This is a genomic window from Paraburkholderia sp. MPAMCS5 (genome assembly GCF_036016995.1).
In the GTDB taxonomy this organism is placed as follows: domain Bacteria; phylum Pseudomonadota; class Gammaproteobacteria; order Burkholderiales; family Burkholderiaceae; genus Paraburkholderia.
Map to the genome: position 1 here is coordinate 21,862 of NZ_JAYXBK010000019.1, position 21,586 is coordinate 43,447.

Below are 21,586 nucleotides of genomic sequence, written 5' to 3' on the forward strand. Positions count from 1 at the left end.
AACCGTGGAGCCCGGTCGCCGCCCGCATTTCACTCCGCATATTCAGTCGGGCTTCAGCATCGCGATCAGCTTGTCCGGGGCCTTGAATCGCCCGGACCGCAGTGCCAGGGGAACGACACCAGCCAGAGCCGTGAGCTTCTCCGATGGGTCCACACGCAGATACATCTCCGTAGTCTGCATGTCGGCATGGCCCAGCCAGAGGGCCACCTTGCGCAGATCCCCGGTGGCTTGCAGGATCGTGAGGGCGCAGCTATGGCGCAATACGTGCGGTGAGATGCGCTTCGTGGTCAACGAGGGACATTGGGCCGCTGCGGTGGTCGCGTGTTTGGACAACACACATTCGAAGCCGGAGCGCGTCATCGGCAGTCCGCGAGCATTGACGAAGACTTCAGCAACGCCGGGTTGTGCAACGCGCTCGGCCAGCCATGCGCGCAAGTGGGCGGCCGTCTGCTTCCATAAAGGAAGAGTTCGCTCCCGCCGGCCCTTGCCGTTGACTCTTACGCTGGGATCGGCGTGCAGACTAAGTGCCGTGAGCGGTAAGGTGACCAGTTCAGACACCCGCAGCCCAGCCGCGAAGCACAGGTGCAGCATGGCTCTGTCGCGCAGTCCGCTTCGGGTTGCGAGATCGGGCGCGTTCAATAGGGCTTCGATCTGCGCCCGGTCCAGATGATTGACCAGTGGCGTATTCGTCTTCTTCGGCGGGATTGCGCGGATCTGCCGGCACTGCTCAAGCAGCGCGGGCAGACGATGCTCGACGAAGGCCATAAACGACTTGATGGCGACCAGCCGAGCGTTTCGAGTGCTTGGGCGGTTGGTGCGCTTGACTTCAAGGTCCTCGAGAAACGCCATGATCAGCGGTGCGTCGATTTGCTCCAGGACGAGCCGGCATGGCGGCACCTTGAAACGTTGGCTTGCGTACTCGAACAGCAGCTTGAACGTATAGGCGTACGACTCGCAGGTGTGGGGGCTTGCGCCTCGCTGCCGCGGCAACCACTCCCTCAGGAAGGCGCTGATGTGAGGTGCGATCGGGGTCATGGTTGCGTTCTCCTCATCCAGGCTTCTGCTGCGTCGGCGACGTCATGCATGAGCCGCGGCGAACTCTGCAGATACCAATACGTACCACGTACGCTGGCGTGGCCCAGGTAGGTACTGAGCGCCAACATGTGGGGCGTGACCTGCTCGCGCCCGTGAGGGCAGGCTTCCAATGCGTGCACGGCCATCGAGTGCCTCAGATCATGGAGCCGGACGCGGACAGAATGCTGCACCCCAGCGCTGGAACACACTTCTCGAAACGTCCGCCAGACTGTCTCGTAGCACAGCGGGGTGCGTTTGAGCGAGATGAAGAGATGGTCGTGATTGCTCGCCACACGCTGGCGACGTTCCACATAGCGCGTCAATGCCGCCGACGTGCTCGGGTGCAGCGGCAACATGCGGCTCTTATGGAACTTCGTCTCACGAATCACCATCGCGTCTGGCAGCAGATCGTCAAGCCGAAGGTGCAACGCTTCCGAAACGCGCAGTCCGGTCACGGCGAGCAGGCCGAACAGCGTGGTGAAGGTCAGCGGCCGCAACGATCTGTGCGGAGGAAGCTGCGCAGCTGCCTGCACCAGGCGCGCGATCTCTTCGGGCGAGAAGATGTGGGGCAACGGGCGGGTTTGCGCCGCGCAGACGTGCACACGCGGCGGGATCTCGTGGCGCGGATCTTCAGCGTGCAGGAACCGAGCCAAGCCGATGACTGCCCGCGTTCGCCGATCACACTGTCGCGGCGTGGCGGCGAGAGCGGCCCACTCGAGGACGGTGTGGCCTGTCAGATGCGAGTCGGCGCGTTGGGCGGCGAAGCGAGCGAAGCTGCGCAGCATCTGTTCATCACGCTCGAGTTTGTAGCCCAGAGCGCGGCGCAGCTCAAGATAGCGGTCAATCGCAGCGGTCAGCATGACGATACCTCCCCCGGCCAGGGCACCACGATTTGCCGAAGCAAATCGGTGTCGACCTTAGCGTAAATCGCGGTGCTATCGACGTCGCGATGTCGCAGCACTGCGCCGATCGCCTGCAGCGTCAGGCCTTGTCGCAGCCACCCAGTGGCGGCGGAATGACGAAACAGATGAGCGCCGAGCGAGGGCGCCCTGACTCCGGCGCTTCGGATGGCGCGTTGGGCGGTTGATGAGACTTGCCGTGCGGCGACCTGCGTGTAGGGAGCACGGACAATCAGGAACACGCCGTCGCCCGCCACTGCAGGGCGCGCCGTGGCAAGGTAGTGCAACAATGCATCGCCTACGTCCTGCGGCATCGGCAACCAGGTCGCCCGGCGTGACTTGCCCGTCACGCGCAATCGACCGTGTGTCCAGTCGAGATCGCACAAGCGCAGACCGGCGACATCGCCAGCGCGCAGGCCCAGCCGGGCCAGTAGTAACAACACAGCGCGATCGCGCGCGCCGAGGGGGCGGCTCGGGTCGCATGCATCGAGGATCCGTTCGATATCGACGGGTTCGATATAGCGCGGCAACCCGCTCTGTCGCCAGCGCGCGACCCGAGGGATTGCGAGTCGCAAGCCGTCAGGGCACTCCTGATGAGCGACAAGAAAGCGCACGAAGGCGCGTACCGCCGAGACCACGTTGCCGGCCTTGCTTCGGCTGAAGCCGCGTGATTGTGCGAGAACGAACGTGCGCAATTGAGCAGCGGTGTAGGAGCGGGGTTCGGTGCCAAGCGCGTCCAGCAGCCGCCTGACCACAAGCCCGTATGTGTCCAGGGTCAGCTCGCACACGCCCCGATGTTGGCGCATCCACATGCGGAACCTCGTCTCCAGCGGTGACAAGACCTCCATCACCTCCGGCACAAACCCGCTCTGACGGAGATACGACATGAAGCGGCGGGCGCCGCAGTAGGCGTTCGAGCGCTCGTGCGCGCGCTTGTCATTACGGCCGTTCGCCAGATAGGCGCGATAGGCCGTCACGCTGGACTCGTCGAGCGTCGCGATGCTTGCATGACCGTTGACCTGCGCCCAGCTCATGAATCGCGCAGCGGCGAAGATGTAGCTGCGGATTGTCTGGGTACCGTAGCTGCGGCTGGCGAGCCAGTCCGTAAAACCGTCCAGGTATGTACCCGCGCCACTTCGACAAAGCCTCTCGCGAGACCGGATATCGAAGACGTAGTTGCTGATCATCGTGCCCTCCAATCGGTAAGGATGGAGGGCCCACGTTATGCGACGCGATGGTCGTCGGCAACCGGCGGAACGCACCGAGAAACAGAGGTTTGCGGTCGCCAGCGGGATTCAACTCCGCATATTCCTGAACTCTGCATTCGCCAGAGAATGCCCCGCGGGGCATTCTCTGGCATCTCGATTTCCATCACGGCTCGCGCAAGCTGCTCACGCATGATGGCCAGTGGATCACGCCGATGCTGCTGTGCGTGCTCGATGACCGTTCGCGCGTCGTCTGTCACGCGCAATGGTTTCTCGATGAGACCGCACGTAGTCTGATCCATGGGCTCACCCAGGCGCTCCAGCGTCGTGGCCGGCCTCGCGCACTGATGACCGACAACGGCGCAGCAATGCTTGCCGAGGAGACGACCGCCGGCTTGCTCGCGCTCGGCGTGCTGCACCAGACGACCTTGCCATATTCGCCGTACCAGAACGCGAAGCAGGAGACGTTCTGGGCCCGCATCGAAGGGCGCGTGATGGCCATGCTCGAAGGCGAGCCCAATCTCACGCTCGAACTGCTCAATCAGGCCACCCACGCATGGATCGAGCGCGAGTACCACCACGCGCATCATTCCGAGATCGGCGGCACGCCGCTCAAACGCTATCTGGCTGGTCCCGATGTGGGTCGCGAATGCCCGTCGAGTGACGCGCTGCGCGCCGCATTCCGTATCGACGTGACGCGCGCCCAGCGGCGCTCGGATGGCACCGTGAGTCTGGCCGGCACGCGCTTCGAGATTCCCTCGGCCTACCGGCACCTGCAGCGCGTGCACCTGCGCTACGCGCGCTGGGACCTGAGCGGCGTCGATCTCGTCGACGCCGATAGCGGCGCCGTGCTGTGCCCGCTGCGGCCGCTGGACAAGGCCGCCAATGCTGATGGCCAGCGTCGGCGACTCGATGCCGTCAATGTCGAGCCGCCACCGGCCAGTGCGCCCGGCATCGCGCCGCTGCTACGCCAGATGCTGGCCGACCACGCCGCAACCGGGTTGCCGCCGGCCTGGATTCCCGCCAACTGGCAGGAGGAGGCATGAGCCAGCGTCTGCAAGCCCTCTACGGCCTGAAGTGGAACCCGTTCTCGCCGGAGCTTCCCCTCGAGGCACTGTACGTGCCGCCGCGCGTCGAGAACTTCTGCTGGCGCATCGAGAATGCGCTCGTGCGCGAAGGCGGCTTCGCGATGATCCACGGCGAGCCGGGTACCGGCAAGAGCGTGGTCATGCGCGTGCTGGCCGAGAAGCTCGAGCGACTGACCGACCTGACAGTCGTCTCGATCAATCATCCGCAGAGCAACCTCGCCGACTTCTATCGCGAGATGGGCGACATCTTCGGTCTGGAACTCCGGCCGCACAACCGCTGGGGCGGCTTCAGGTCGCTGCGCGACCGGTGGATGTCGCACCTGCAGACAACACGTCGGCGCCCGATCCTATTGATCGACGAAGCGCAGGAAATGAGTCCCGGCGTGCTCAACGAATTGCGGCTCATGGCCAGCGCCCGCTTCGATTCGCAGCCCCTGCTGTGTGTGGTGCTCGCTGGCGACACGCGCCTGACCGACAAGCTGCGGCGCGACGAACTGCTGCCACTGGGCAGCCGTATCCGTTCCCGCCTGGGGACCGAGAAGGCTTCGGCCGACGACCTGCTGGCCTGCCTCGATCATCTGCTTGCCAGCGCCGGCGCCCCGCAGCTGATGACACCGCCGCTGCGCCACACGCTGTGCGAACACGCGCTGGGCAACTACCGCGTGCTCACCACGCTCGCCAACGAACTGCTCACCACCGCCGCGCAGCGCGAACTGTCCGAACTCGACGAGAAGCTGTACTTCGAGGTCTTTGCACCATCAACACAGTCCTCGCGCCGCACGCCAGCGCGTCAACCCAACGGAGCCCGATGACATGTCCCGTAAAGCATCACCTCACCAACCCAACGCCTCGCGGCGCCTGCCATTGCCCGAGCTCTCAGACGAGGCAGCCTACATGATGCAGTTCTTCATCGAAGACCTCTATCTGTGGTTCAGCCGCGCCTACGCCACCCAGATCCGCCGCTATCGCGAGCCCTGGTACCGCGGTCCGACACAGCCGCCACACCAGAGCATCGACGATCCATTCTGAAACGACAACGGGAGCTTCATCGCTCCCGTTTTACTTCGTCCCTCGAACATCATTTATGTTGCTCATTGCCCCATCGATTTACGTGCTCACGCTCACCATGCGGCTCTGGTAGAAATGCTAACCCGCGATTGATTCCTCACGGCGGGCCAGCCTCTGCCTCACGGAAAGTCATAGTGTCTGATTAATGATCCTTGAGCGGCGGCACTGAGCGGCTGCTCGATCCCGGTACGCGACATTGCACCCTGACAGGCGGCTGCGCCCGGTCACCTCTGGCGAACGACACCGCGACGGGTTATCCATTCCTGGTCTGCGAAGGCGCACGATCGCGCTGTGCCAGGCCCTCAGAAAGGCGCGGATGATGGTACACAAGTCCGCTGCAGCGACGATGGGCCAAACTGATAGGGCGCCACAATGCCGAACTCGAGATCTTGGCAAAATTTGCCAAAGTTTGATAGACTGGTTTGCATGAGCACGATGAACATTTCACTTCCCGATTCGCTGAAAGACTACGTTGACGAGCAGGTTGGCGAGTGTGGCTACGGCACGAGCAGCGAATACGTCCGTGAATTGATCCGGAAGGATCAGCAGCGCAAGCATTTGCGGGCGGTTATCCTGCGAGGAGCGACGTCTGGCCTCTCGGCTCCGGCCGATGCTGACTATTTCGAATCGCTGCGCGCACGCGTGCGTACTTCGCGCAAATGACGGCCAAGCCCGTCATCCCGACCCGGCTGGCCACGCAGGACGTAGAAGACGAGCTGACCCGCTACCTCGTGGACGAAGGCTCGGAACAGGCGGCGCTCGGGTTCATTGCCGAGATCGAACACGCATATACGCGTCTCGCAAAGCACCCGAACATCGGGTCTCCGCGCTATGCGTACGAGCTGGACGTACCGGGCCTGCGATCATGGCCGCTCGATCGCTATCCGCATCTGATTTTCTACATTGAGCGTGACGACCACGTCGAGGTCTGGCGCGTGCTCAACGGCAAGCGCGACATCCCGGCGTGGCTGTTGAGCGATGACGGCGGGTTCCACTGATGCCAGTCGCACCAATTTTGAGTTAGTAATGGAATCAGGCGCTCGCGAGCGCCTGGCCGATTATGCGCTGCTGATCGCCGGCCAGAACGACTTCGCTGGTGACCGGAGTCAGCGTCGCGTTCGGGCGCCGGGCGTTCCACACGTACGTCGAATCGAGCTTCGCCCACGACGTGCCGTCGCCCATAGCCTTAGCACGGGTGCGCAATGATCAACCTCGGCTTAGCCCGAATTTCCAAGATGGCGACTTACGCGATGAACATTATCGTCTGGTGAAGGTCCGTTACCTGAGTGCAACCGACCGTCGGCATCGGTGCGACGCGCCGTAGCGTGCAGCCGATGCTATATTGCATGGCAGATCCCCCACGGCGAGATGAGTTCCATTTCGCGCATGAAGGACACGTCCCACATGACCGTGCATCCAGATGCCGATGAGGTCCGCCGCGCGCATCTGAATAGCATTTTGCGCCTTGTCGCGCGAGGCGATCAGCGGGCCTTCGCGGACTTCTACAGGCTTACGGCCTCGCGCGTGTTCGCCGTGATCGTGCGGATGTTGCACGACCGGGCCGAGGCCGAAGACGTACTGCAGGAGGTCTACACGAATGCGTGGCACCGTGCGGGAAGCTTCGATCCCGCGCGCGGCAATGCCATGACCTGGCTGATCACGCTCGCGCGCAACCGTGCAATCGATCGCCTGCGCCAGCATCGGGAGGAGCCGCTCGACGAGGAGAGGGCGGCCGAAATCAGAGACGACGCTCCTACGCCAGCGGAGGCCGCCGAACGCAGCGAAGAACGGCGCCGGCTCGAACGATGCCTCGATGCACTCGACCCGCAGCAGGTGGGCGCGGTACGCGAAGCCTTCTTTACCGGCGCGACCTACGGCGAACTGGCGGAGCGCCTACGCGTGCCCCTCGGCACCATGAAGAGCTGGATCCGGCGTAGCCTGATGCAACTGAAGACGTGTCTCGAGCGATGAATACGCCTGACCAATCCGACGACCTGCGTTGCGCTGAATACGCCCTCGGTGTGCTCGACACCGATTCGCGGCGCGCACTCGAACGCGAATCGGTCCATAACGCCGCGCTGCGGGAGAGCCTGGATGCCTGGCTCGCACGCCTCACCCCGCTGACCGAGGATCTGTCCGCCGTCGAGCCGACCGTGCGGGTCTGGAGGCGGATTCAGCGCGACCTGGGGTTCCTTCCGGTAGCGGTGCCCGCGCGCGGCAGATGGTGGGACAGCCTCAGTCTGTGGCGCTGGCTCGGCATCGGTGCAAGCGCCGCCGCGCTCGCGCTGCTTGCCGTGAATCTCGTCATGCTGCACGAGGCGCGGCAGCCCGCAGTGGTCGTGGCGCAAAGCGGCTACATGGTAGCGACGATCGCGCGCATCGACGGCGCTACATACTGGACGGCGACGGTCGACCTCAAGCGCGGCAACATGGTCGTTGTACCAGCCACCAGTCCGAAAGTAGCCGCCAACCGTTCAACGGAACTCTGGCTGGTCCCGCCCGGCGCAAACGCCATCTCACTCGGCGTGTTCTCGCCTGACGCACCTGTCTCGATTTCGTTGCCGCCGCAGATTGTCGCGCGAATAGGCGACCGTGCGGCGCTCGCGGTCTCGCTCGAACCCCATGGCGGCTCGCCCACCGGCCAGCCCACGGGCCCGGTCCTCGCCACGGGCCAGCTGCACGCGACCTGAACGGCGCGGTTCGCAATCTCCCGCGCTTTGCGATGGCCAGCGCCCGGGGACAAGGTTTTCGCTCTCCGCGGTTCTCCAGCACGCCACTGCATCCGCCGCGCGCTGTTGCCACCTGATGTCAAGCTTGCAGTATTGCGTCCCGCCCACGTTCACTTGCTGCCTGTCAGGTGGCCGCTTCTAGCGCTTCGACGAGAACATCCGTCCTATCCCTGGATACAGTCAGTCTGACACGCAGCTGCCGTATGGCGTCCGGTCGGGCCCATTCAGCGACCGTCGTGCGCTTCACCTTGTTGAATACCACCACAAAGCGCTCGGGTGTGACGGTCGCAGTTGCATATCCTTGCGCGTCGTGATCGACGTAGCGAAGGCCCGGATTGTTGGACCTGAGAAAGGCATCGACGGTCGCGGGCGTCTCGACCAGGGGCGCGAGCGGTGTGCTTCGCCACGCCGCCTTGACGTACGAATAGAGTGACGTGCTGCTGATCCCCGCGCAAACGAACTCAACAATGACCGGCCTGCCTGTCGAAGGATCGTGACCATCGCGAAGGACACCGCATTGAAAGGCATGAAGGTCACCTGTGATCGCCACGATGCCGGTGTAGCATTACGTCGACGTGAAGTCTCCAGCTTCTGCTCATTGGTGTAGGGCCCATGATTCCGCCAGCAGTCGTCGGAAAATTCGTGATCGTCCCAGATCACGATCATCGGAAACTGACGATGGAGTACCTGCAACCGCGAATCTGTACGATAGGTTCGATAGAGCGAGCGATAGTCCTCGAGACTCCGCCCATACCGGCCTCCGCCTGCCAGCGGCCGCCCATCCGGCAACGATATGGGTGAATGCGCCGGGTCGACCGCATCCAGCGTCGGCGTGCCGACCGTTTCGCAGATGTAGTCGCCCAGATGGGCGATGAAATCGAGATCGGATTTGGCAGCCGTGAGCTTCATCGCCTGCCAATGATTGACGCTCCAGTCCTGACAGGTAAGCCAGGCAAACCGCACTTCGGCGTTGGCGTCGTCCAGGCGGGGGCCGTGCGCGTGACCCCGATGGGACTTATATCGCGACCAGCGACGAACCGGTAGTAATAAGTGGCCTTCGGCTGCAGCCCCGTGATCTTCGCACGCACCGTAAAATCGAAGCTGCGCGACGCACGCAACGGCACCGCGGCCACGATCGGGGAGAAATCTGACCGCGGGGATACGTCCAGGCGTACGGGCACGAAGGTCACACCTGGGCGGGCCGCGGTGCAACGGGTCTAGAGGGAATGGCACTTACTTAAGCCCGCATGGAGGAGAAGACGCGGATAAGTACTTGAAGAAAAAGGAAGGAGGCCGATCTAGGGATTGATAGGATGGTTGTTACCAGGCAAACACCGTCTCATTCCAAAGATCAGCCCCCATGGATCGTAATGCACGAAGTCATCATAGGCAAACACGAGGCACAGCTCAGAGCCGGGCGCGCGGGACACAGGCTGTGGACTATTTCAACATACTGACGAGCCCGCAACTGTTGGCCATAACGGAAGCGTATTTGCCAGAGCATCGGGAACGGCTGTATCCACCGACGGTGACGCTGTCGATGTTCATGCGCCAGGCGCTGGAAGAGGACGCTTCCTGTCAGAAGGCAGTCAACGGGTGGGCTGCGCAGCGAGCTGCCGACGGGCTGCGACCCATGAGTGTGCGTACGGGGGGCTACTGCCGCGCTCGCCAGAGACTGCCGCTCACGATGGTGCGGGAGTTGGCGCGCGAGACGGGGCGTCAACTGCACGAGAAGGCCGAGCCGGGCTGGAAGTGGCGCGGGCGCCCGGTCAAGCTGGTTGACGGCACCGGGATCTCGATGCCCGATACGCCGTCGAACCAGGCCCGCTTCCCGCAGTCCAGTTCTCAGGCCGAAGGAGTGGGCTTCCCATTGGCCTTTCTGGTTGCGGTGATCTGTCTGGCAAGCGGCGCAGTACTGGAGTCGGCTGTCGGAACTTACGCGGGCAAAGGCAGCGGGGAGCTGACGGCGTTTCGCATGCTGCAAAACACGTTTCGCAAAGGTGACGTGATCGTCGCCGATGCCTTGTACTGCCACTACTTTCTGATGGCCTCAATGATCGCCGCGGGAGTGGATGTCGTGATGGAACAGCACGGGGCACGCCGTACCGACTTTCGGCGTGGCAAGTCCCTGGGCACGCGCGATCACATTGTGACGTGGTCCAAACCCCGGCAGTGCCCTGCCTGGATGACGCGTGAACAGTACCAGGCGTTCCCCGACGAACTGACGATGCGCGAGTCCAGATTGCATCACCGGGTGCTGGTCACCACGATGCTTGATGCACGCAAGATCAGCAAAGAAGACCTCTCGCAACTGTATGCCAGGCGTTGGAACGTGGAACTGGATCTACGTAACATCAAGACGACGATGGGTATGGATGTGCTGCATTGCCAGACTGCCCACATGAACGAGAAGGAGATCTGGGTCCATCTGCTGGCCTACAATGTGATTCGGCTGCTGATGGCTCAGGCCGCCAGCCACTATGCCACTGACCCGAGAACACTGAGTTTCAAACACACCGTGCAGTTATGGACTGAATGGCTGGCCAGAGGTCTGACGGCAATTCACGACCAGCGTCTGCTGTTCAATCTGATCGCGCAGTCGTGCGTTGGGAATCGCCCCGGTCGCATCGAACCACGAATGCGAAAACGAAGGCCGAAGTCTTACCCGTGGCTGAAGGAATCTCGTCACATCGCACGCGAGCGCACCCGAAAATATGGGCACGCTCCGCGGGCTTAAGTAAGTGCCATTCGGTCTAGAGGACGATGGACTGGTCACGGGGGGGGCGCCGCTTGCGACCCCCTGCTCAAACAGATAGCTACCCACTGATGCGCTTGCGTCCAGTTCGGATCTGCAAGCCATCAGAGCGCCGCTCGCGGCGGCGATGGTGAAAAAGGCTGAAGACTTCAGGAAATGACGGCGCTTCATGGCGCGTTCTCCATCCACCGCGACGACGCGAGGTCCGGCGGCATTTCGGTGGGTAGCCGGTGGCGCCCGAGCGCCGGACCTTGCGAGGCGCTAATCGACTAGGCTCCGGACGCGGCGGCTGAGGAAGCATGTTCGAGGCTTCCCAAAGCTCGAGGCTCGGATTCGTGAGGTAGCGGTGGGATTCGGCTTCGAGGGCCCTCAACGCTTCGCTCTGCCTGGCAGCCTCCCAGTCTGCAAGACGCTTCCACACGCTCGTCGCCCGCACTTCAGGAGACCCGAGCAGATTCCGGTTGGCACAAATCTCACGAGACCCGGAGCTCGCAGCAATGCGGCGACCCCTTCTTCATCACTTCAGCATAGCCTTGTAAGTCCGCGTTAGCCAGGACATCGTATTTGTGCATGATTTCAATGGTCATGATCTTGTCCAGTGACCTTTGCAATTGAAGGACGGCGATGGGTGACGAATGCAGGTCCCGCCAGAACCCTTACTTCGCCACACTCTCGAATACCGCGCTCAGGCCATCGTCTTCCACGACAGGCGTGATCTCCAGTTTCATCAGATCGCTCCACATGTATGCGAATCCGGCCAGGTTCCTGAGATTGTCTGCTTCAAGCAGAGCACTGCCTCCGGACAGATCCGCCCGCGTCCATCTTCCTAGAAGGACGACACCCGCAGGTGGGCTGCCTCCCGTTTTCCGGAAACGCTCGACAGCCTGATCACGCGTATGGATGTCGGGCTGCCAGGTGAACGTCAACATGAACTTCATGATTACCTCCGTCATGTGGTGGGCTTGCTCCTCATATACGGACGGCGGCGGCGCACGGATGCAACGCGTCGATCGTCCCTGCATGCGTTGTTCTGTATGAGCCCGCGTTTGGCGCTTGCCGGTGGTCAACCTATCGGTTCAGCTCGTTTTGTTTTGGCATCCTGATAGTTATTCGAAACAACGCACTCATCGATTCCGGAAGGGTATGTACCCGTATGGCGCTGGGGATCCGGTCTGCGCGTGAGCCCCCCGCGCTGTGACCTGCCGGCACAGTCGTGCAAAGCCGATGCGAATGTATTCCTCCGTACTTCGGCATTCCCGCTACCGCGCGGTTGCGGCGGATGCCATCAGTTCGCCGATTTGCATCCGGAACTGGAGATTGTCCGTATATGGGTCACAGCAGCACAATCGTGTGCTGCAGATTCTGGAGACAGACATGAACCGCAAACTGATTCTGACGATCGCTGCGCTTGCCACGACGATGTCCGGCATGGTCGCCGCGGAGCAAACTGTGATGGTAGGTGGACAGGCGATGTATCCGAGCAAGGATATCGTGCAGAACGCGCTCAATTCTGCAGATCACACGACACTCGTGGCGGCAGTCAAGGCTGCTGGTCTTGTCGATACCCTCAGGAGCAAAGGCCCATTTACTGTTCTCGCGCCGACCAATGAAGCGTTCGCGTCATTGCCTCCCGGCACCGTCGAGACACTGACAAAACCTGAAAACAAGGCGACCCTCACCGGCATTCTTACGTATCACGTCATTCCCGGCCTGTACGATTTCCGCAAGCTGGACATGGCCATCAAGGAAGGCGGGGGGAAGGCAGAAATAAAAACTGTGAATGGCGAGATGTTGACGTTCTCGGAGAATGGTCCACATAACATTGCGGTTGCCGATGAGTCGGGACATACGGCGAGCATTTCGACGTATGACGTGATGCAGAGCAACGGCGTCATTATGGTCGTTGACAGGGTGCTGATGCCAAAGTGAAAGTGCGATTTCTGGCGACGGTCAGTTGCCTTTTACGATCGGAGCAGGGATCTCATTCAGAGCCGGGAATCGGTGGCACGCCCACCTTCGCCTCCGTGTTACCCGGTTCCTTCTACGACACACGCGGGGAAGCGTGCGACTCCGCGATCCGCTGGCGCCATCTGAATGTTCCCATTCCTTCTATCGCAAGTGGACCGGTCGCTGACGTGGCATTCTTCACGGCGTCGGAATTTGCCTGGACTTGTTCGGAAGAACCGTCCGGAAGCAGGTTGCCCGCGCCGCTTTTGTGAATCGTACGTCGTCAGTCCGTGGAATGCGTGTCGGGCGGCATGAGCGTCAGAAAAGCGGCGATAACGAGCCCGCAGGATCTGCAAAGGCGGGTCCGGACGAACCGGAAAGACGAGGGCGCGAGGAGTGGATGGCGCGGGCGGTGGCGTACGTCTCAATCCGCCCGCTGAACTTACGCGCTGCCACTCGCAAGGCCAACTTACGTCAGGTGAATGAGGACTGATCCTTCCGAAATCTCGGGCGCCCCCACACCCGTGTTTCCGGCATTTTTCGCTATCCAGTCCTTCGCCTTTTGAACGCTTTCATCAATGCCCGCCTTGTCACGGCAAACGGTCACCGAGAATCCACCATCGCCGCTGCGTGCGAGGGTATAGCCGACAAAGCCTTTGATCGAACGCATCAGTTCTTCGACTTCACCCGTGCGCTTCTCGAGCAGGTCGAACAATTCCTTTGCGCCCTTTCCGGAGAATTTCCTGATAACGGTTTGCATGATTGCATCCTCCTGTTTGATGGGACCGCAAGAAGAGCATGCCCCCGAACAAACCGTGCAGCGCTAACTGGTCGCGTTAGCGCGTAGTGCAATTCAAGTGTCGAGAAGGCCGCGCACCTTCCTTTTGCGACCCATGCCAAAGTGTAGTACCTGTACCGCCGTAGTAAACCTCCGAAAGTGAATGTGATCCATGCGGCTTCCCGGCATGCCCACGATGGATGGGAACAGGCGAGGAAGGTGATATGAAGCTACAACCAGCGGGCCGACTGGCGCGGCGAGCCGACGCTTGCGGCGTCGAACGTCGGCTCCTTGCAACCGCGGCCTATAACGGCTCTGCGGCGGAGCCCGCGCCGTTAAGGTTTACTTCAGCTTTTCTGTATACGATTAAAAACGCCCACGGGCTACGTTTCCTTACTGATTGGAATTGGGCGTTTACCCTTATATGGATAGCAGACTGGTGTGCCGTTATACGCCCTAAGCACCATCGGTGCGCGAAGCAGGGGACGACTCTACAAACGCTAACGTTTGCGCGCAGTGATGGACACCGGTTACGGTCGGGTTGAGCGTCCTTGTCATAACTATTCCGTTAGCGCAGGGTACCTCTCGATAGCGACGGCCGCTGCCGTGTTGGTCTCTGTCTGCAAGACGACGAATGGTCGGAGAAGGGCGACGCCTTCAGTCGCATCGGGAGACGGATCAACTCGCCAGCATTACCGCAACCTCTTAACCCGCCTAAGGCCATTACGCGGGCGATGGGTGAAGTGAGGTACACGTCAGGGAGAAGAGATCGATGGATCGCACCGGAAGCGCTATCGGAGAACTGGAAAGGGCGGTGAATACGCTTGTCCACCGCCCGAGACTGATACGCCGCGAATACTGGAGATCAGAAGTCGAAAGTCTGCTCGGACGCACCGACATAACATCCCGGGACCGGCAGCGGCTGTATGCGTTACATCACCTGCTTCGGGATGTGCAGGAGGAAGGATGCGTTCATGTCAATTGAACCGCCCGCGTGCGGCCCGGATAAACGTGGGAATGCGGATCGCGGTAGCCCGTGTCCAACGGAGGCCCGACCGTAACCCGAATATGAAAATCCGCCCGACAACAACAGACTTTCTGCCCGTGACGCCTGACCGCCCAAGGTGCCGTCGCTTCAGGCGAGGCAGACATAGCACCTTCTTCGGGCTTGCAGCGAGGCAAATTGGGACCGGGAAATGAAACGCGTGCAACGGGACAGAGTTGAAGCCCGCGTCGCCATGCCGTCGGATATCGCGCGGGTGCTTGCTGACCTCTACATTGTCTCAAGCGCCGCGGCGCAACTCGGGGGGTACGGGCTCGAGGTGCCCGACTCGCAATGGCAAGCATTGGTCCAGCAAACGCAGGCAGCAAGGGCCGTCGTGAATGCCGACGAAGTCATCGGCGCAAGCGACGGCCGCGCCGCGCTTTGTCGGCTGGTAACAATGTGTGAGGACATCGTCGAACTTTATACAACCGGCCGGCGATGTCCGCCTGCGATCTGGCGTGAAGTGGGGCGGATGGGACGCGACGCCTATTCGTACGTGACTTCAGGCGCTGCGTGCCGTGGAGAACCGCTGCGTGACTGACCCATGGATTCCGGCTAGCCGGCTCGTCCAAACGACCGGCGTTATGCCCACGCGACCGGAATGGCTGCCGGAACTCGCGTATTGCGCTTTTCAGGCTTGGGGTATGCGCGATGAATGAGAAGGGCGTCGTCAAGGCGGCCACGCTGCTGATGGCACTGGGTACCGAGGAGGCAGCCGAGGCGTTCCGCCATTTCGACCCGCGTGACGTGCAAAAGATCAGCGCGGCAATGGCCGCGCTCAAGAACGTCTCCCCGCAGTGACGTCGATGATGCGGTGTGTGACTTGATCGCAAATGCACAGACCCATAGCCATGCGGACGTCGGCCAGATGCATATGTACTGCAACTACGCGAAGGATCACTGGACGCTGCCTGGCGAAAATCCGCCAGTAGGCCTGATGCTTTGCGCGAGGACCAATGCGGCGATCGCGCGGTACGCACTTGACGGCCTTCCGAACAAGGTACTTGCGGCGGAGTGCCACACCGTTCTTCCGGACGAACAATTGCTGGCCGACGAGTTGGAGAAAACTCGTTGGGAAATGGGAAGAACTACACCTTGGGGTGATAAACACGGGCCGGCTGCGGGACTAACAGTCCGCGCGGAGACTGTTCATCTGCATCGTACGGAATTTCACAAGTTGCTGACGCATACGGTGCAAAGCAGGCATGGCCTGCTGCGCTTCAGTTTTCACTGCAACCTGCTTGCACTCGACCTGGGTCGCCATCCAGATCGCACGCGCGTCGGCAGCATCATTCTTGTTACGGATGTTGAAGGCTTTGACGAACTTCGCCGGCATCAGCTTTACCTGATGCCCCATTTCGATCAGCCGCCGGGCCCTGTGTTGCGACCCACTGCATGATTCCATCCCAACAAGACATCTCTTTCGATTCGCAAAATACTCAAGAAACGCCTCTCTCCTGATCGCCCGGTTCACAATCTCTCCGGTATCCGGATTCACCCAGCGGACCTGCATCACGTTCTTGGCAATATCCACACCCACAATCGTATCCGCCATGACAGATCCCCTTGGGCTAACTGAGCGACCAGTATGACCGCGATCCGGATCGATGGTCATACTCGACGCATCGAGCCGGTCGCGCTAAACCTGCGACTAGGTGGGGCGTTCATGTCATTCGAAAGATTCCGCTGCCCGGCGGCTCGCTCAGACTTTGGCGAGTTAAGGGCAAGCGGCTGGTCGCCAAAAATCGGCCGTTCCAGTTGCTGTCGAAACCGAAAAATACAAGTTGCATCTCGACTCAGCTGGTTACCCTTTGTCACAACAGCACCGTCAACTTTCGCCAAGCTATCCACGTTGATAGAAATAGCACTGACAGACTCGGTGCACATTCAGGAGGCTCATGCCATGAAAAAGATTGTTGCTGCTCTCACGTCCGCACTGTTCGTCACTGCGGCGTTCGCGCAAACGGCCGCTCCGACGGATGCGACCAAGGCTCAAATGAAGGCAAATAGCGACAAAGCCGAGGCTCAGGCTACCGCCAATAAAAAGAAAGCCGAAGCACAGAGCGACGCCGAAAAGGCTCAGGCGTCGGCCAACGAGGACAAGGCATCGGCGCAGGCAGACGCTGACAAGAAAGCTGCCAAGGTAACCACGGCAACCACGCCTTCCGGAGCATTCGATGCGCGCGGCGATGCAACAAAGGCACAGGCCAACGCCAACCACAAAAAGCATGAAGCGCAGGCCAAGGCTGACAGGAAAAAGCACGAGGCGGCTCAGGATGCGAATGTGGCGCAGGCGAAGGCCAACAAGAAGAAAGTCGAGGCTCAGAACGACGCGAACAAGAAGGCCGCCGATGCGAACGTCGACGCTGCGAAGAAGCAATAGGCGGGACCGTTAGCACGCCTATATGAGAAGCATCTTTATGGGCGTGTGCATGAACTGCACCGGGAAATTCAATCCGGGGTTTACCGTGCGCAACCGTCCAGACGGGTCTACATTCCAAAGTCGGACGGCAGGCTGCGTCCGCTGGGGATTGCAGTGCTGGAAGACAAGATCGTGCCGCAGGCTGTATCCACGGTACTGAGCGCGATCTACGAGCAGGACTTCCTCGGCTTCTCATATGGATTTCGGCAAGGACGCGGTCGGCATGACGCGCTTGATGCCTTATCGATCGGGATCATGAGTCGCAGGGTGAACTGGATTCCGGACGCGGGCATTCGCTCGTTCTTCGATGAAATCGACCACGAGTGGACGCTCCGCTTCCTGTCTCACCGGGTTCCGCAGCGATAGCGGATGGTGGTAGTCCAGGGATTGACGCCGTTCAGTCGGAAACTCCGGTTTTATCTTGGCGCGATGATCCGCAGAACTGGATGGCCATCGATGCTTTTCAGCGGATACCAGGACCGGTGCGTCACCGCGTCGATGTCGACGACATGCGCATTCGGGCCCATGCGCCCATCGCCGATCCTCGACACATGGCTCGCTCAATGCTGAACATCGACACGATGCCAGCCTCGCTGGCCACGTATGGCGTATGCGATGCGGGATCGAACGCGAGCACATCCGGGCCGCCACCGACGTTGAACGCCGAGACGACCTTCATCGAGCGCATGTCGAGGACCAGCAGGCAATCGTTGTCCTCTCAGGCAATCAACGCGAGGCTTGAATCCGGGACGATTAGCAGCCCGTGATTGCCTTTCGCGCCCGGCAGATCGGTACGGGAAACGACCGTACTGGTGGCTGGGTCGATTTCCACCAGTTGGCGTTGCGTCTGCACATTGACAAAGATGAGTCGCGACATCGGACGCATTGACTCATCGGAATTGTAACTCGCGCCGACCTGTTGCCTCACGTAGTTTGCTACCCGTCCGATTGTCCTGCGGGGTGGCACATATAAGTGAGGCGGGAGTCTTTTGGTCGTGGTCGCGGGTGAGCTGATTGGTGCGCTGATCGTTGCAAATCTAGGTCATGAACGGCGCACCGGCCCATCAGCTGGCGGCACGATGTCCCAACCACTAACTCACGCGAAAGCGCCCACAGCGCGTTTGCTGTTCACTTGAGTACGGGATCCAGGCAATTGGAAATGAGTCTTCATTTCAAAACCGGGATGCCCAAACATGTTTTTCCTGGGTTGCGTCCTGACATCGGCAATTTTGGTAATCCGGGAATAGCGAGGAGTTTCACCGACGGCGGATTGCTTTCGAACAGGACAATCGTCGCAATTGAAATTCCGATAGGCATCCTGAGACGTACGGGCAAGAGCAGATTCAGACAATGAATGTAATGAAACGCAAGGCGGCCGCTCTTGGCCCGTCACATCAGGCGAAGCACGATTCTATGAAGGAGAGAGGGCAGGTCGCGCCGCACGTCGACGACGAGATGAATAAAAACAGTATCGTCGCGGACCTGGTAAATGATCCGGTTCTTGCCGAAAAGGGCCTGCCGGAAACTGTCCTCGAAAAAACCGTGAAGCTCGACAGGCGTATGACCGCTAGCGGGGAACTGGCGGATCTGCCCGATCGTTTCCTGGAGTTGCGCCGATGTCTGACGCCATATTTCCCACCCGAATGTGCGAACCACATAGCTTCTGAGTTCGTCGATGCCAATCCGGGCCGTCGGGAGAATACGATACCTCAGCAGCGGTCCGGCCATCAGCGGAGCTTTTCCTCGCGATCCAGCTCATCGAGCTCCGCAAAGAATTCGTCCCCATCGACGTGATCGTCGCGCTCGATCTGCTTCTGGCCGATAGCCAGAATTTTCAGCAGCGCAATCGTCTGCTGTGTCGATTCGTAGGTTCGTACATCCTGGACAACAAGCTTTGCTTCGCCGTTCTGGGTGATGATGAGCGGCTCTCCTGAATCAGTCAGGTCCTTGACGATTTGCGCCGCTTCGCTTTTGAGGTAGCTGATCGGCTTCACATGATCGGCGAGATGCATCGAGCGCTCCGCTAGGATTTGCATAAGACCGAATTTAAACCATTAAAGGTCCGATGGCAACTTCCCGCTTGGGCAAGGTGCAAACTTCGAAACTACGGGCACCGGCTTATTTTCACGCGCACCCCGGCCGACGGACGCGCTGCCGGTCGGTTTCAAGCCGCAGGATATCAGCCACATCTGTCGCGGCGCGGCGGACGAAGTGCGTGAGTCCTATCCTCGTGCGCTCATTGAACCGCGGCTTACGGGTGGACTGCAGGGCCGCTGGGACGGCAGCCGACTTGGGGCAACTGCCAGTCGATCTGCTAACGAATGCCGTTCGCTATGGTTCGGGACCGATTGCCATTGAGGCTGAGGATGGACAGATGAGAATGACGCTCGACTCCTATCGCCCGACTTTCCCAAAAATTACGCCGGGGCGGCATTTGCTTGCTTTAATGCAATTAAAATGCTACTTAATGCGATGGGCGGAATGCCAAAGTCTCCGGCCAGCGAAAGGTTCGGTGATGGGGAAAACGTTGGCGAACTGCGCACGTTTGAATATTGCTCGCCCCCGGGACGAGAACGCTTATCGACATTTCGTACGAGAAGGCCCGAACTGTCTTCGCGTGGCGCGGGCCATTCCATGCTTTCAGCGACACCATGGCCAAAACGACCCGAACAGTGCCCCGCTCCGATACGACCCGTCCAGCCAGGACTTTCCGGGGAATCGCGCCGCGCCTGTCGTTGGTCCTGTGTGTCGTTTGCGGCGCGACAGCCATGCTTCTTGCCATCCTGTTCAGCGAACATCAGGCAGAGGCACGGATAGCCGGGCGTGAGGAACTGATCGGCAACGATCTGGTTGTATCGATCGACCTGATACTGGACAGCGTCGGTTCACGGCGCCGGAACGAGCTGGCGGCGCTCGCCGGCAAACCGTGCAGCCAGGTCGGGGCTTCGCTAGCGGAACTCGGTTCCTATATGCGTTATGTTCGCGCCGTCGCGCTCGTGTCCGGCGGCCGTGTCTACTGCTCTTCCGCACTCGGATCCATCGACGTTCCGCTGTCGGCCTATCCGCTTACGACGGGCAGTGGGAACAGCATCGGGCTCCTCGCCCAGACGCGGTATCAGCCAGATGTTCCGGTGCTCGCGATGTTTGACAGGACGGCCCCTGGTACCGGCGTGCTGTCGATAGTTGAGGGGGATTACCTGTCAGACGCGCTCGCGCACGGCGTGAGATACGGCGCACAGATAGCGTCCATGTCCGTGAAGGACACGGGGCGCCTGAATGTTCACGGAGCTTTCCTGCCCGCGTCCGCACCGCTGGCCGCCTACGCGACTCGCGTCGCCTCGCGCAAATGGCCGTTCGCCATCCTGGTGTCGTCTTCCAGCAGATTCATCGCCGGTGTGCGATGGAAATACCGGAGTGCGGGGCTGGCTGTCGGACTGCTGCTTGACAGTCTCATTGCAGCGGCCTACCTGCTCGCATTCGCGCCGCGGCGGTTGCTGCTGGGCGCAGTGCGCCAGGCGCTTCGCCGCAACGAGTTCCATGTCGTCTATCAGTCGATTATAGAAACCGCCAGCCGGGACACCGCGGGCGTCGAGGCGTTACTACGGTGGCACCACCCCAAATGGGGCGCTATAAGCCCGGCCTCGTTTATGGAAGAGGTCGAGTCCAGCGACATGCTGGGGCCCGTCACGCAGTTCGTCATGCGTACGGCAGTTGCCGAGATGAGCCAGCGACCGCCGGCAATTCCGCTGCGAATCGCGGTCAATGTGGCGCCTCGCGACCTGCAGCGCAAGGGCTTTGTCGCAGAGGTAGAGGCGCTGATCGCTGCGCTGCCGACGGGAGTCACTCTCGTTCTTGAGCTGACCGAGCGGTTCCTGCTCGGCAAAAGCGCCCGCACCGCAGCCATCTTCAACGCACTGAAGGCAAAGGGAGTCAAGTTTGCGATCGACGATTTTGGCACCCAGCACAGCAACCTGGATCTCCTGGGCCGCTTTGAGTTCGACTATGTAAAGATCGACCGGCAGTTCGTGAATCAGGTGGACGCGGGCGGCGCCGACCTCATTGTGGGCATCGTCGCTGTCGCAAAGCATTACGGGTTACAGGTCATTGCGGAAGGCGTCGAGACCGAATCCCAGCACGCTGCGTTGCTCGCAGCGGGAGTGCCATTCGCACAGGGGTATCTTTATCAAAGGCCGGTGAGGGCGGAGCAGCTCGCGCAGTGGCGGCATGAAAAAGCGATCCACTGACGCAAGTGAACAGTCGCCTGAATCACAAAAGAGCCCTGTTTCCAGGGGGCTTTGGGATTTGTGGAGCGTCCTGTCTGCCGATCAGTCTGATGACGATCTCTCACGCCATGAGCCATAAAGGTTACCTGGGATCACTTCCGCCAGACCTCCCTATGTTTCATCCTGAAAGATGTCTGTCGCATTACTGCGCGCCAACGGCTCTTTTCGCCGGTGGGAAGGTAGTAAAGTAGTTGTCCGGATCAGGGGCTCCGCTTTTGATCCGGGTATGTGCTGGAGGGCCGCCACCTCATCACTGGCGGTTTTTTTTCGGAAGCTTCTGATGAGATCTTAAA

The 21,586-nt window shown here is 60.7% G+C and carries 23 protein-coding genes and 5 pseudogenes; 15 read left to right on the top strand and 13 right to left on the bottom strand.

What is annotated here, in order from left to right:
- Positions 1-42: 42 nt before the first annotated feature.
- From VOM14_RS27905 to VOM14_RS27915, 3 genes are read right to left on the bottom strand one after another with little or no spacing between them, the layout of a single operon-like run.
- Complete coding sequence (locus VOM14_RS27905; protein WP_327631960.1) at positions 43-1,035, bottom strand: tyrosine-type recombinase/integrase; 993 nt, start codon at positions 1,033-1,035, stop codon at positions 43-45.
- Positions 1,032-1,934, bottom strand: coding sequence for a tyrosine-type recombinase/integrase (locus VOM14_RS27910; protein WP_327631961.1), 903 nt, complete (start codon positions 1,932-1,934; stop codon positions 1,032-1,034). Before VOM14_RS27910 ends, VOM14_RS27905 begins: the two co-directional genes overlap by 4 nt.
- Positions 1,928-3,160 (bottom strand): tyrosine-type recombinase/integrase, encoded by a 1,233-nt coding sequence (locus VOM14_RS27915; RefSeq protein WP_327631962.1) that lies wholly within the window; start codon positions 3,158-3,160, stop codon positions 1,928-1,930. Before VOM14_RS27915 ends, VOM14_RS27910 begins: the two co-directional genes overlap by 7 nt.
- A gap of 164 nt (positions 3,161-3,324) precedes the next feature.
- On the opposite strand from VOM14_RS27915, the pseudogene VOM14_RS27920 reads away from it, so the two are divergent.
- The 5 genes and pseudogenes from VOM14_RS27920 to VOM14_RS27940 all read left to right on the top strand — a co-directional run.
- A pseudogene (locus VOM14_RS27920) lies at positions 3,325-4,224 on the top strand (IS481 family transposase); the annotation flags it as partial.
- Positions 4,221-5,078: an ExeA family protein gene (locus tag VOM14_RS27925; protein WP_086909375.1), complete on the top strand. Its 858-nt coding sequence runs from the start codon at positions 4,221-4,223 to the stop codon at positions 5,076-5,078. The pseudogene VOM14_RS27920 and the gene VOM14_RS27925, both read left to right, overlap by 4 nt.
- A gap of 1 nt (position 5,079) precedes the next feature.
- Positions 5,080-5,295, top strand: coding sequence for a hypothetical protein (locus tag VOM14_RS27930; RefSeq protein ID WP_327631963.1), 216 nt, complete (start codon positions 5,080-5,082; stop codon positions 5,293-5,295).
- 465 nt (positions 5,296-5,760) lie between these two features.
- A complete protein-coding gene (locus VOM14_RS27935; protein ID WP_327631964.1) occupies positions 5,761-5,997 on the top strand; it encodes a type II toxin-antitoxin system ParD family antitoxin in 237 nt (78 codons plus the stop codon).
- The gene (locus VOM14_RS27940; RefSeq protein WP_327631965.1) at positions 5,994-6,332 is read left to right on the top strand and encodes a type II toxin-antitoxin system RelE/ParE family toxin; all 339 of its coding nucleotides are present in this window, start codon (positions 5,994-5,996) and stop codon (positions 6,330-6,332) included. Before VOM14_RS27935 ends, VOM14_RS27940 begins: the two co-directional genes overlap by 4 nt.
- Positions 6,333-6,366: 34 nt before the next feature.
- Here VOM14_RS27940 and VOM14_RS27945 read toward each other — a convergent pair whose 3' ends face one another.
- Positions 6,367-6,537 carry a hypothetical protein gene (locus VOM14_RS27945; RefSeq protein WP_327631966.1) on the bottom strand — a complete coding sequence of 57 codons (171 nt, stop codon included), beginning with the start codon at positions 6,535-6,537 and terminating at the stop codon, positions 6,367-6,369.
- A gap of 201 nt (positions 6,538-6,738) precedes the next feature.
- On the opposite strand from VOM14_RS27945, the gene VOM14_RS27950 reads away from it, so the two are divergent.
- Positions 6,739-7,305, top strand: a complete 567-nt coding sequence (locus VOM14_RS27950; RefSeq protein ID WP_327631967.1) for a sigma-70 family RNA polymerase sigma factor — start codon at positions 6,739-6,741, stop codon at positions 7,303-7,305.
- Complete coding sequence (locus tag VOM14_RS27955) at positions 7,302-8,024, top strand: anti-sigma factor (RefSeq protein ID WP_327631968.1); 723 nt, start codon at positions 7,302-7,304, stop codon at positions 8,022-8,024. Before VOM14_RS27950 ends, VOM14_RS27955 begins: the two co-directional genes overlap by 4 nt.
- Before the next feature lie 163 nt (positions 8,025-8,187).
- Here VOM14_RS27955 and VOM14_RS27960 read toward each other — a convergent pair whose 3' ends face one another.
- From VOM14_RS27960 to VOM14_RS27970, 3 genes and pseudogenes are all read right to left on the bottom strand, one after another.
- On the bottom strand, positions 8,188-8,613 hold the full coding sequence (locus tag VOM14_RS27960) for an alkaline phosphatase D family protein (RefSeq protein ID WP_327631969.1): 426 nt from the start codon (positions 8,611-8,613) through the stop codon (positions 8,188-8,190).
- Positions 8,614-8,633: 20 nt separating this feature from the next.
- Positions 8,634-8,972, bottom strand: a pseudogene (locus VOM14_RS27965) (alkaline phosphatase D family protein); the annotation flags it as partial.
- Positions 8,969-9,253 (bottom strand): PhoD-like phosphatase N-terminal domain-containing protein, encoded by a 285-nt coding sequence (locus VOM14_RS27970; RefSeq protein ID WP_327631970.1) that lies wholly within the window; start codon positions 9,251-9,253, stop codon positions 8,969-8,971. The pseudogene VOM14_RS27965 and the gene VOM14_RS27970, both read right to left, overlap by 4 nt.
- A gap of 170 nt (positions 9,254-9,423) precedes the next feature.
- Here VOM14_RS27970 and VOM14_RS27975 point away from each other — a divergent pair, with 170 nt between their 5' ends.
- A complete protein-coding gene (locus VOM14_RS27975) occupies positions 9,424-10,800 on the top strand; it encodes an IS4 family transposase (protein WP_327631971.1) in 1,377 nt (458 codons plus the stop codon).
- Between the two features lie 674 nt (positions 10,801-11,474).
- On the opposite strand, the gene VOM14_RS27980 is transcribed toward VOM14_RS27975, so the two are convergent.
- A complete protein-coding gene (locus VOM14_RS27980; RefSeq protein WP_327631972.1) occupies positions 11,475-11,756 on the bottom strand; it encodes a DUF3303 domain-containing protein in 282 nt (93 codons plus the stop codon).
- A gap of 436 nt (positions 11,757-12,192) precedes the next feature.
- Between VOM14_RS27980 and VOM14_RS27985 the strand changes: the two genes are divergently transcribed.
- Entirely contained in the window at positions 12,193-12,747 is a 555-nt protein-coding gene (locus tag VOM14_RS27985) for a fasciclin domain-containing protein (protein WP_327631973.1), read from the top strand.
- Positions 12,748-13,234: 487 nt separating this feature from the next.
- On the opposite strand, the gene VOM14_RS27990 is transcribed toward VOM14_RS27985, so the two are convergent.
- On the bottom strand, positions 13,235-13,525 hold the full coding sequence (locus tag VOM14_RS27990) for a hypothetical protein (RefSeq protein ID WP_327631974.1): 291 nt from the start codon (positions 13,523-13,525) through the stop codon (positions 13,235-13,237).
- A 1,214-nt stretch (positions 13,526-14,739) separates the two neighbouring features.
- On the opposite strand from VOM14_RS27990, the gene VOM14_RS27995 reads away from it, so the two are divergent.
- From VOM14_RS27995 to VOM14_RS28005, 3 genes and pseudogenes are all read left to right on the top strand, one after another.
- Entirely contained in the window at positions 14,740-15,129 is a 390-nt protein-coding gene (locus VOM14_RS27995; protein WP_327631975.1) for a hypothetical protein, read from the top strand.
- A gap of 110 nt (positions 15,130-15,239) precedes the next feature.
- Entirely contained in the window at positions 15,240-15,389 is a 150-nt protein-coding gene (locus VOM14_RS28000) for a magnesium and cobalt transport protein CorA (protein WP_327631976.1), read from the top strand.
- A gap of 46 nt (positions 15,390-15,435) precedes the next feature.
- A pseudogene (locus VOM14_RS28005) lies at positions 15,436-15,660 on the top strand (PDDEXK nuclease domain-containing protein); the annotation flags it as partial.
- 66 nt (positions 15,661-15,726) lie between these two features.
- Here VOM14_RS28005 and VOM14_RS28010 read toward each other — a convergent pair.
- Positions 15,727-16,143 (bottom strand): annotated as a pseudogene (locus VOM14_RS28010) (IS110 family transposase); the annotation flags it as partial.
- A gap of 348 nt (positions 16,144-16,491) precedes the next feature.
- Between VOM14_RS28010 and VOM14_RS28015 the strand changes: the two are divergent.
- Positions 16,492-16,971, top strand: a complete 480-nt coding sequence (locus VOM14_RS28015; protein ID WP_327631977.1) for a hypothetical protein — start codon at positions 16,492-16,494, stop codon at positions 16,969-16,971.
- A 45-nt stretch (positions 16,972-17,016) separates the two neighbouring features.
- Positions 17,017-17,376: a reverse transcriptase domain-containing protein gene (locus VOM14_RS28020; protein WP_327631978.1), complete on the top strand. Its 360-nt coding sequence runs from the start codon at positions 17,017-17,019 to the stop codon at positions 17,374-17,376.
- 50 nt (positions 17,377-17,426) lie between these two features.
- Here the strand turns inward: VOM14_RS28020 and VOM14_RS28025 are convergent.
- From VOM14_RS28025 to VOM14_RS28035, 3 genes and pseudogenes are all read right to left on the bottom strand, one after another.
- Positions 17,427-17,890 (bottom strand): annotated as a pseudogene (locus VOM14_RS28025) (YncE family protein); the annotation flags it as partial.
- 509 nt (positions 17,891-18,399) lie between these two features.
- A complete protein-coding gene (locus VOM14_RS28030) occupies positions 18,400-18,738 on the bottom strand; it encodes a type II toxin-antitoxin system RelE/ParE family toxin (RefSeq protein WP_327631979.1) in 339 nt (112 codons plus the stop codon).
- A complete protein-coding gene (locus VOM14_RS28035) occupies positions 18,738-19,022 on the bottom strand; it encodes a type II toxin-antitoxin system Phd/YefM family antitoxin (RefSeq protein WP_327631980.1) in 285 nt (94 codons plus the stop codon). Before VOM14_RS28035 ends, VOM14_RS28030 begins: the two co-directional genes overlap by 1 nt.
- A 756-nt stretch (positions 19,023-19,778) precedes the next feature.
- Here VOM14_RS28035 and VOM14_RS28040 point away from each other — a divergent pair.
- Positions 19,779-21,254, top strand: coding sequence for a cyclic diguanylate phosphodiesterase (locus VOM14_RS28040; RefSeq protein WP_327631981.1), 1,476 nt, complete (start codon positions 19,779-19,781; stop codon positions 21,252-21,254).
- The last annotated feature ends 332 nt before the right edge of the window (positions 21,255-21,586 follow it).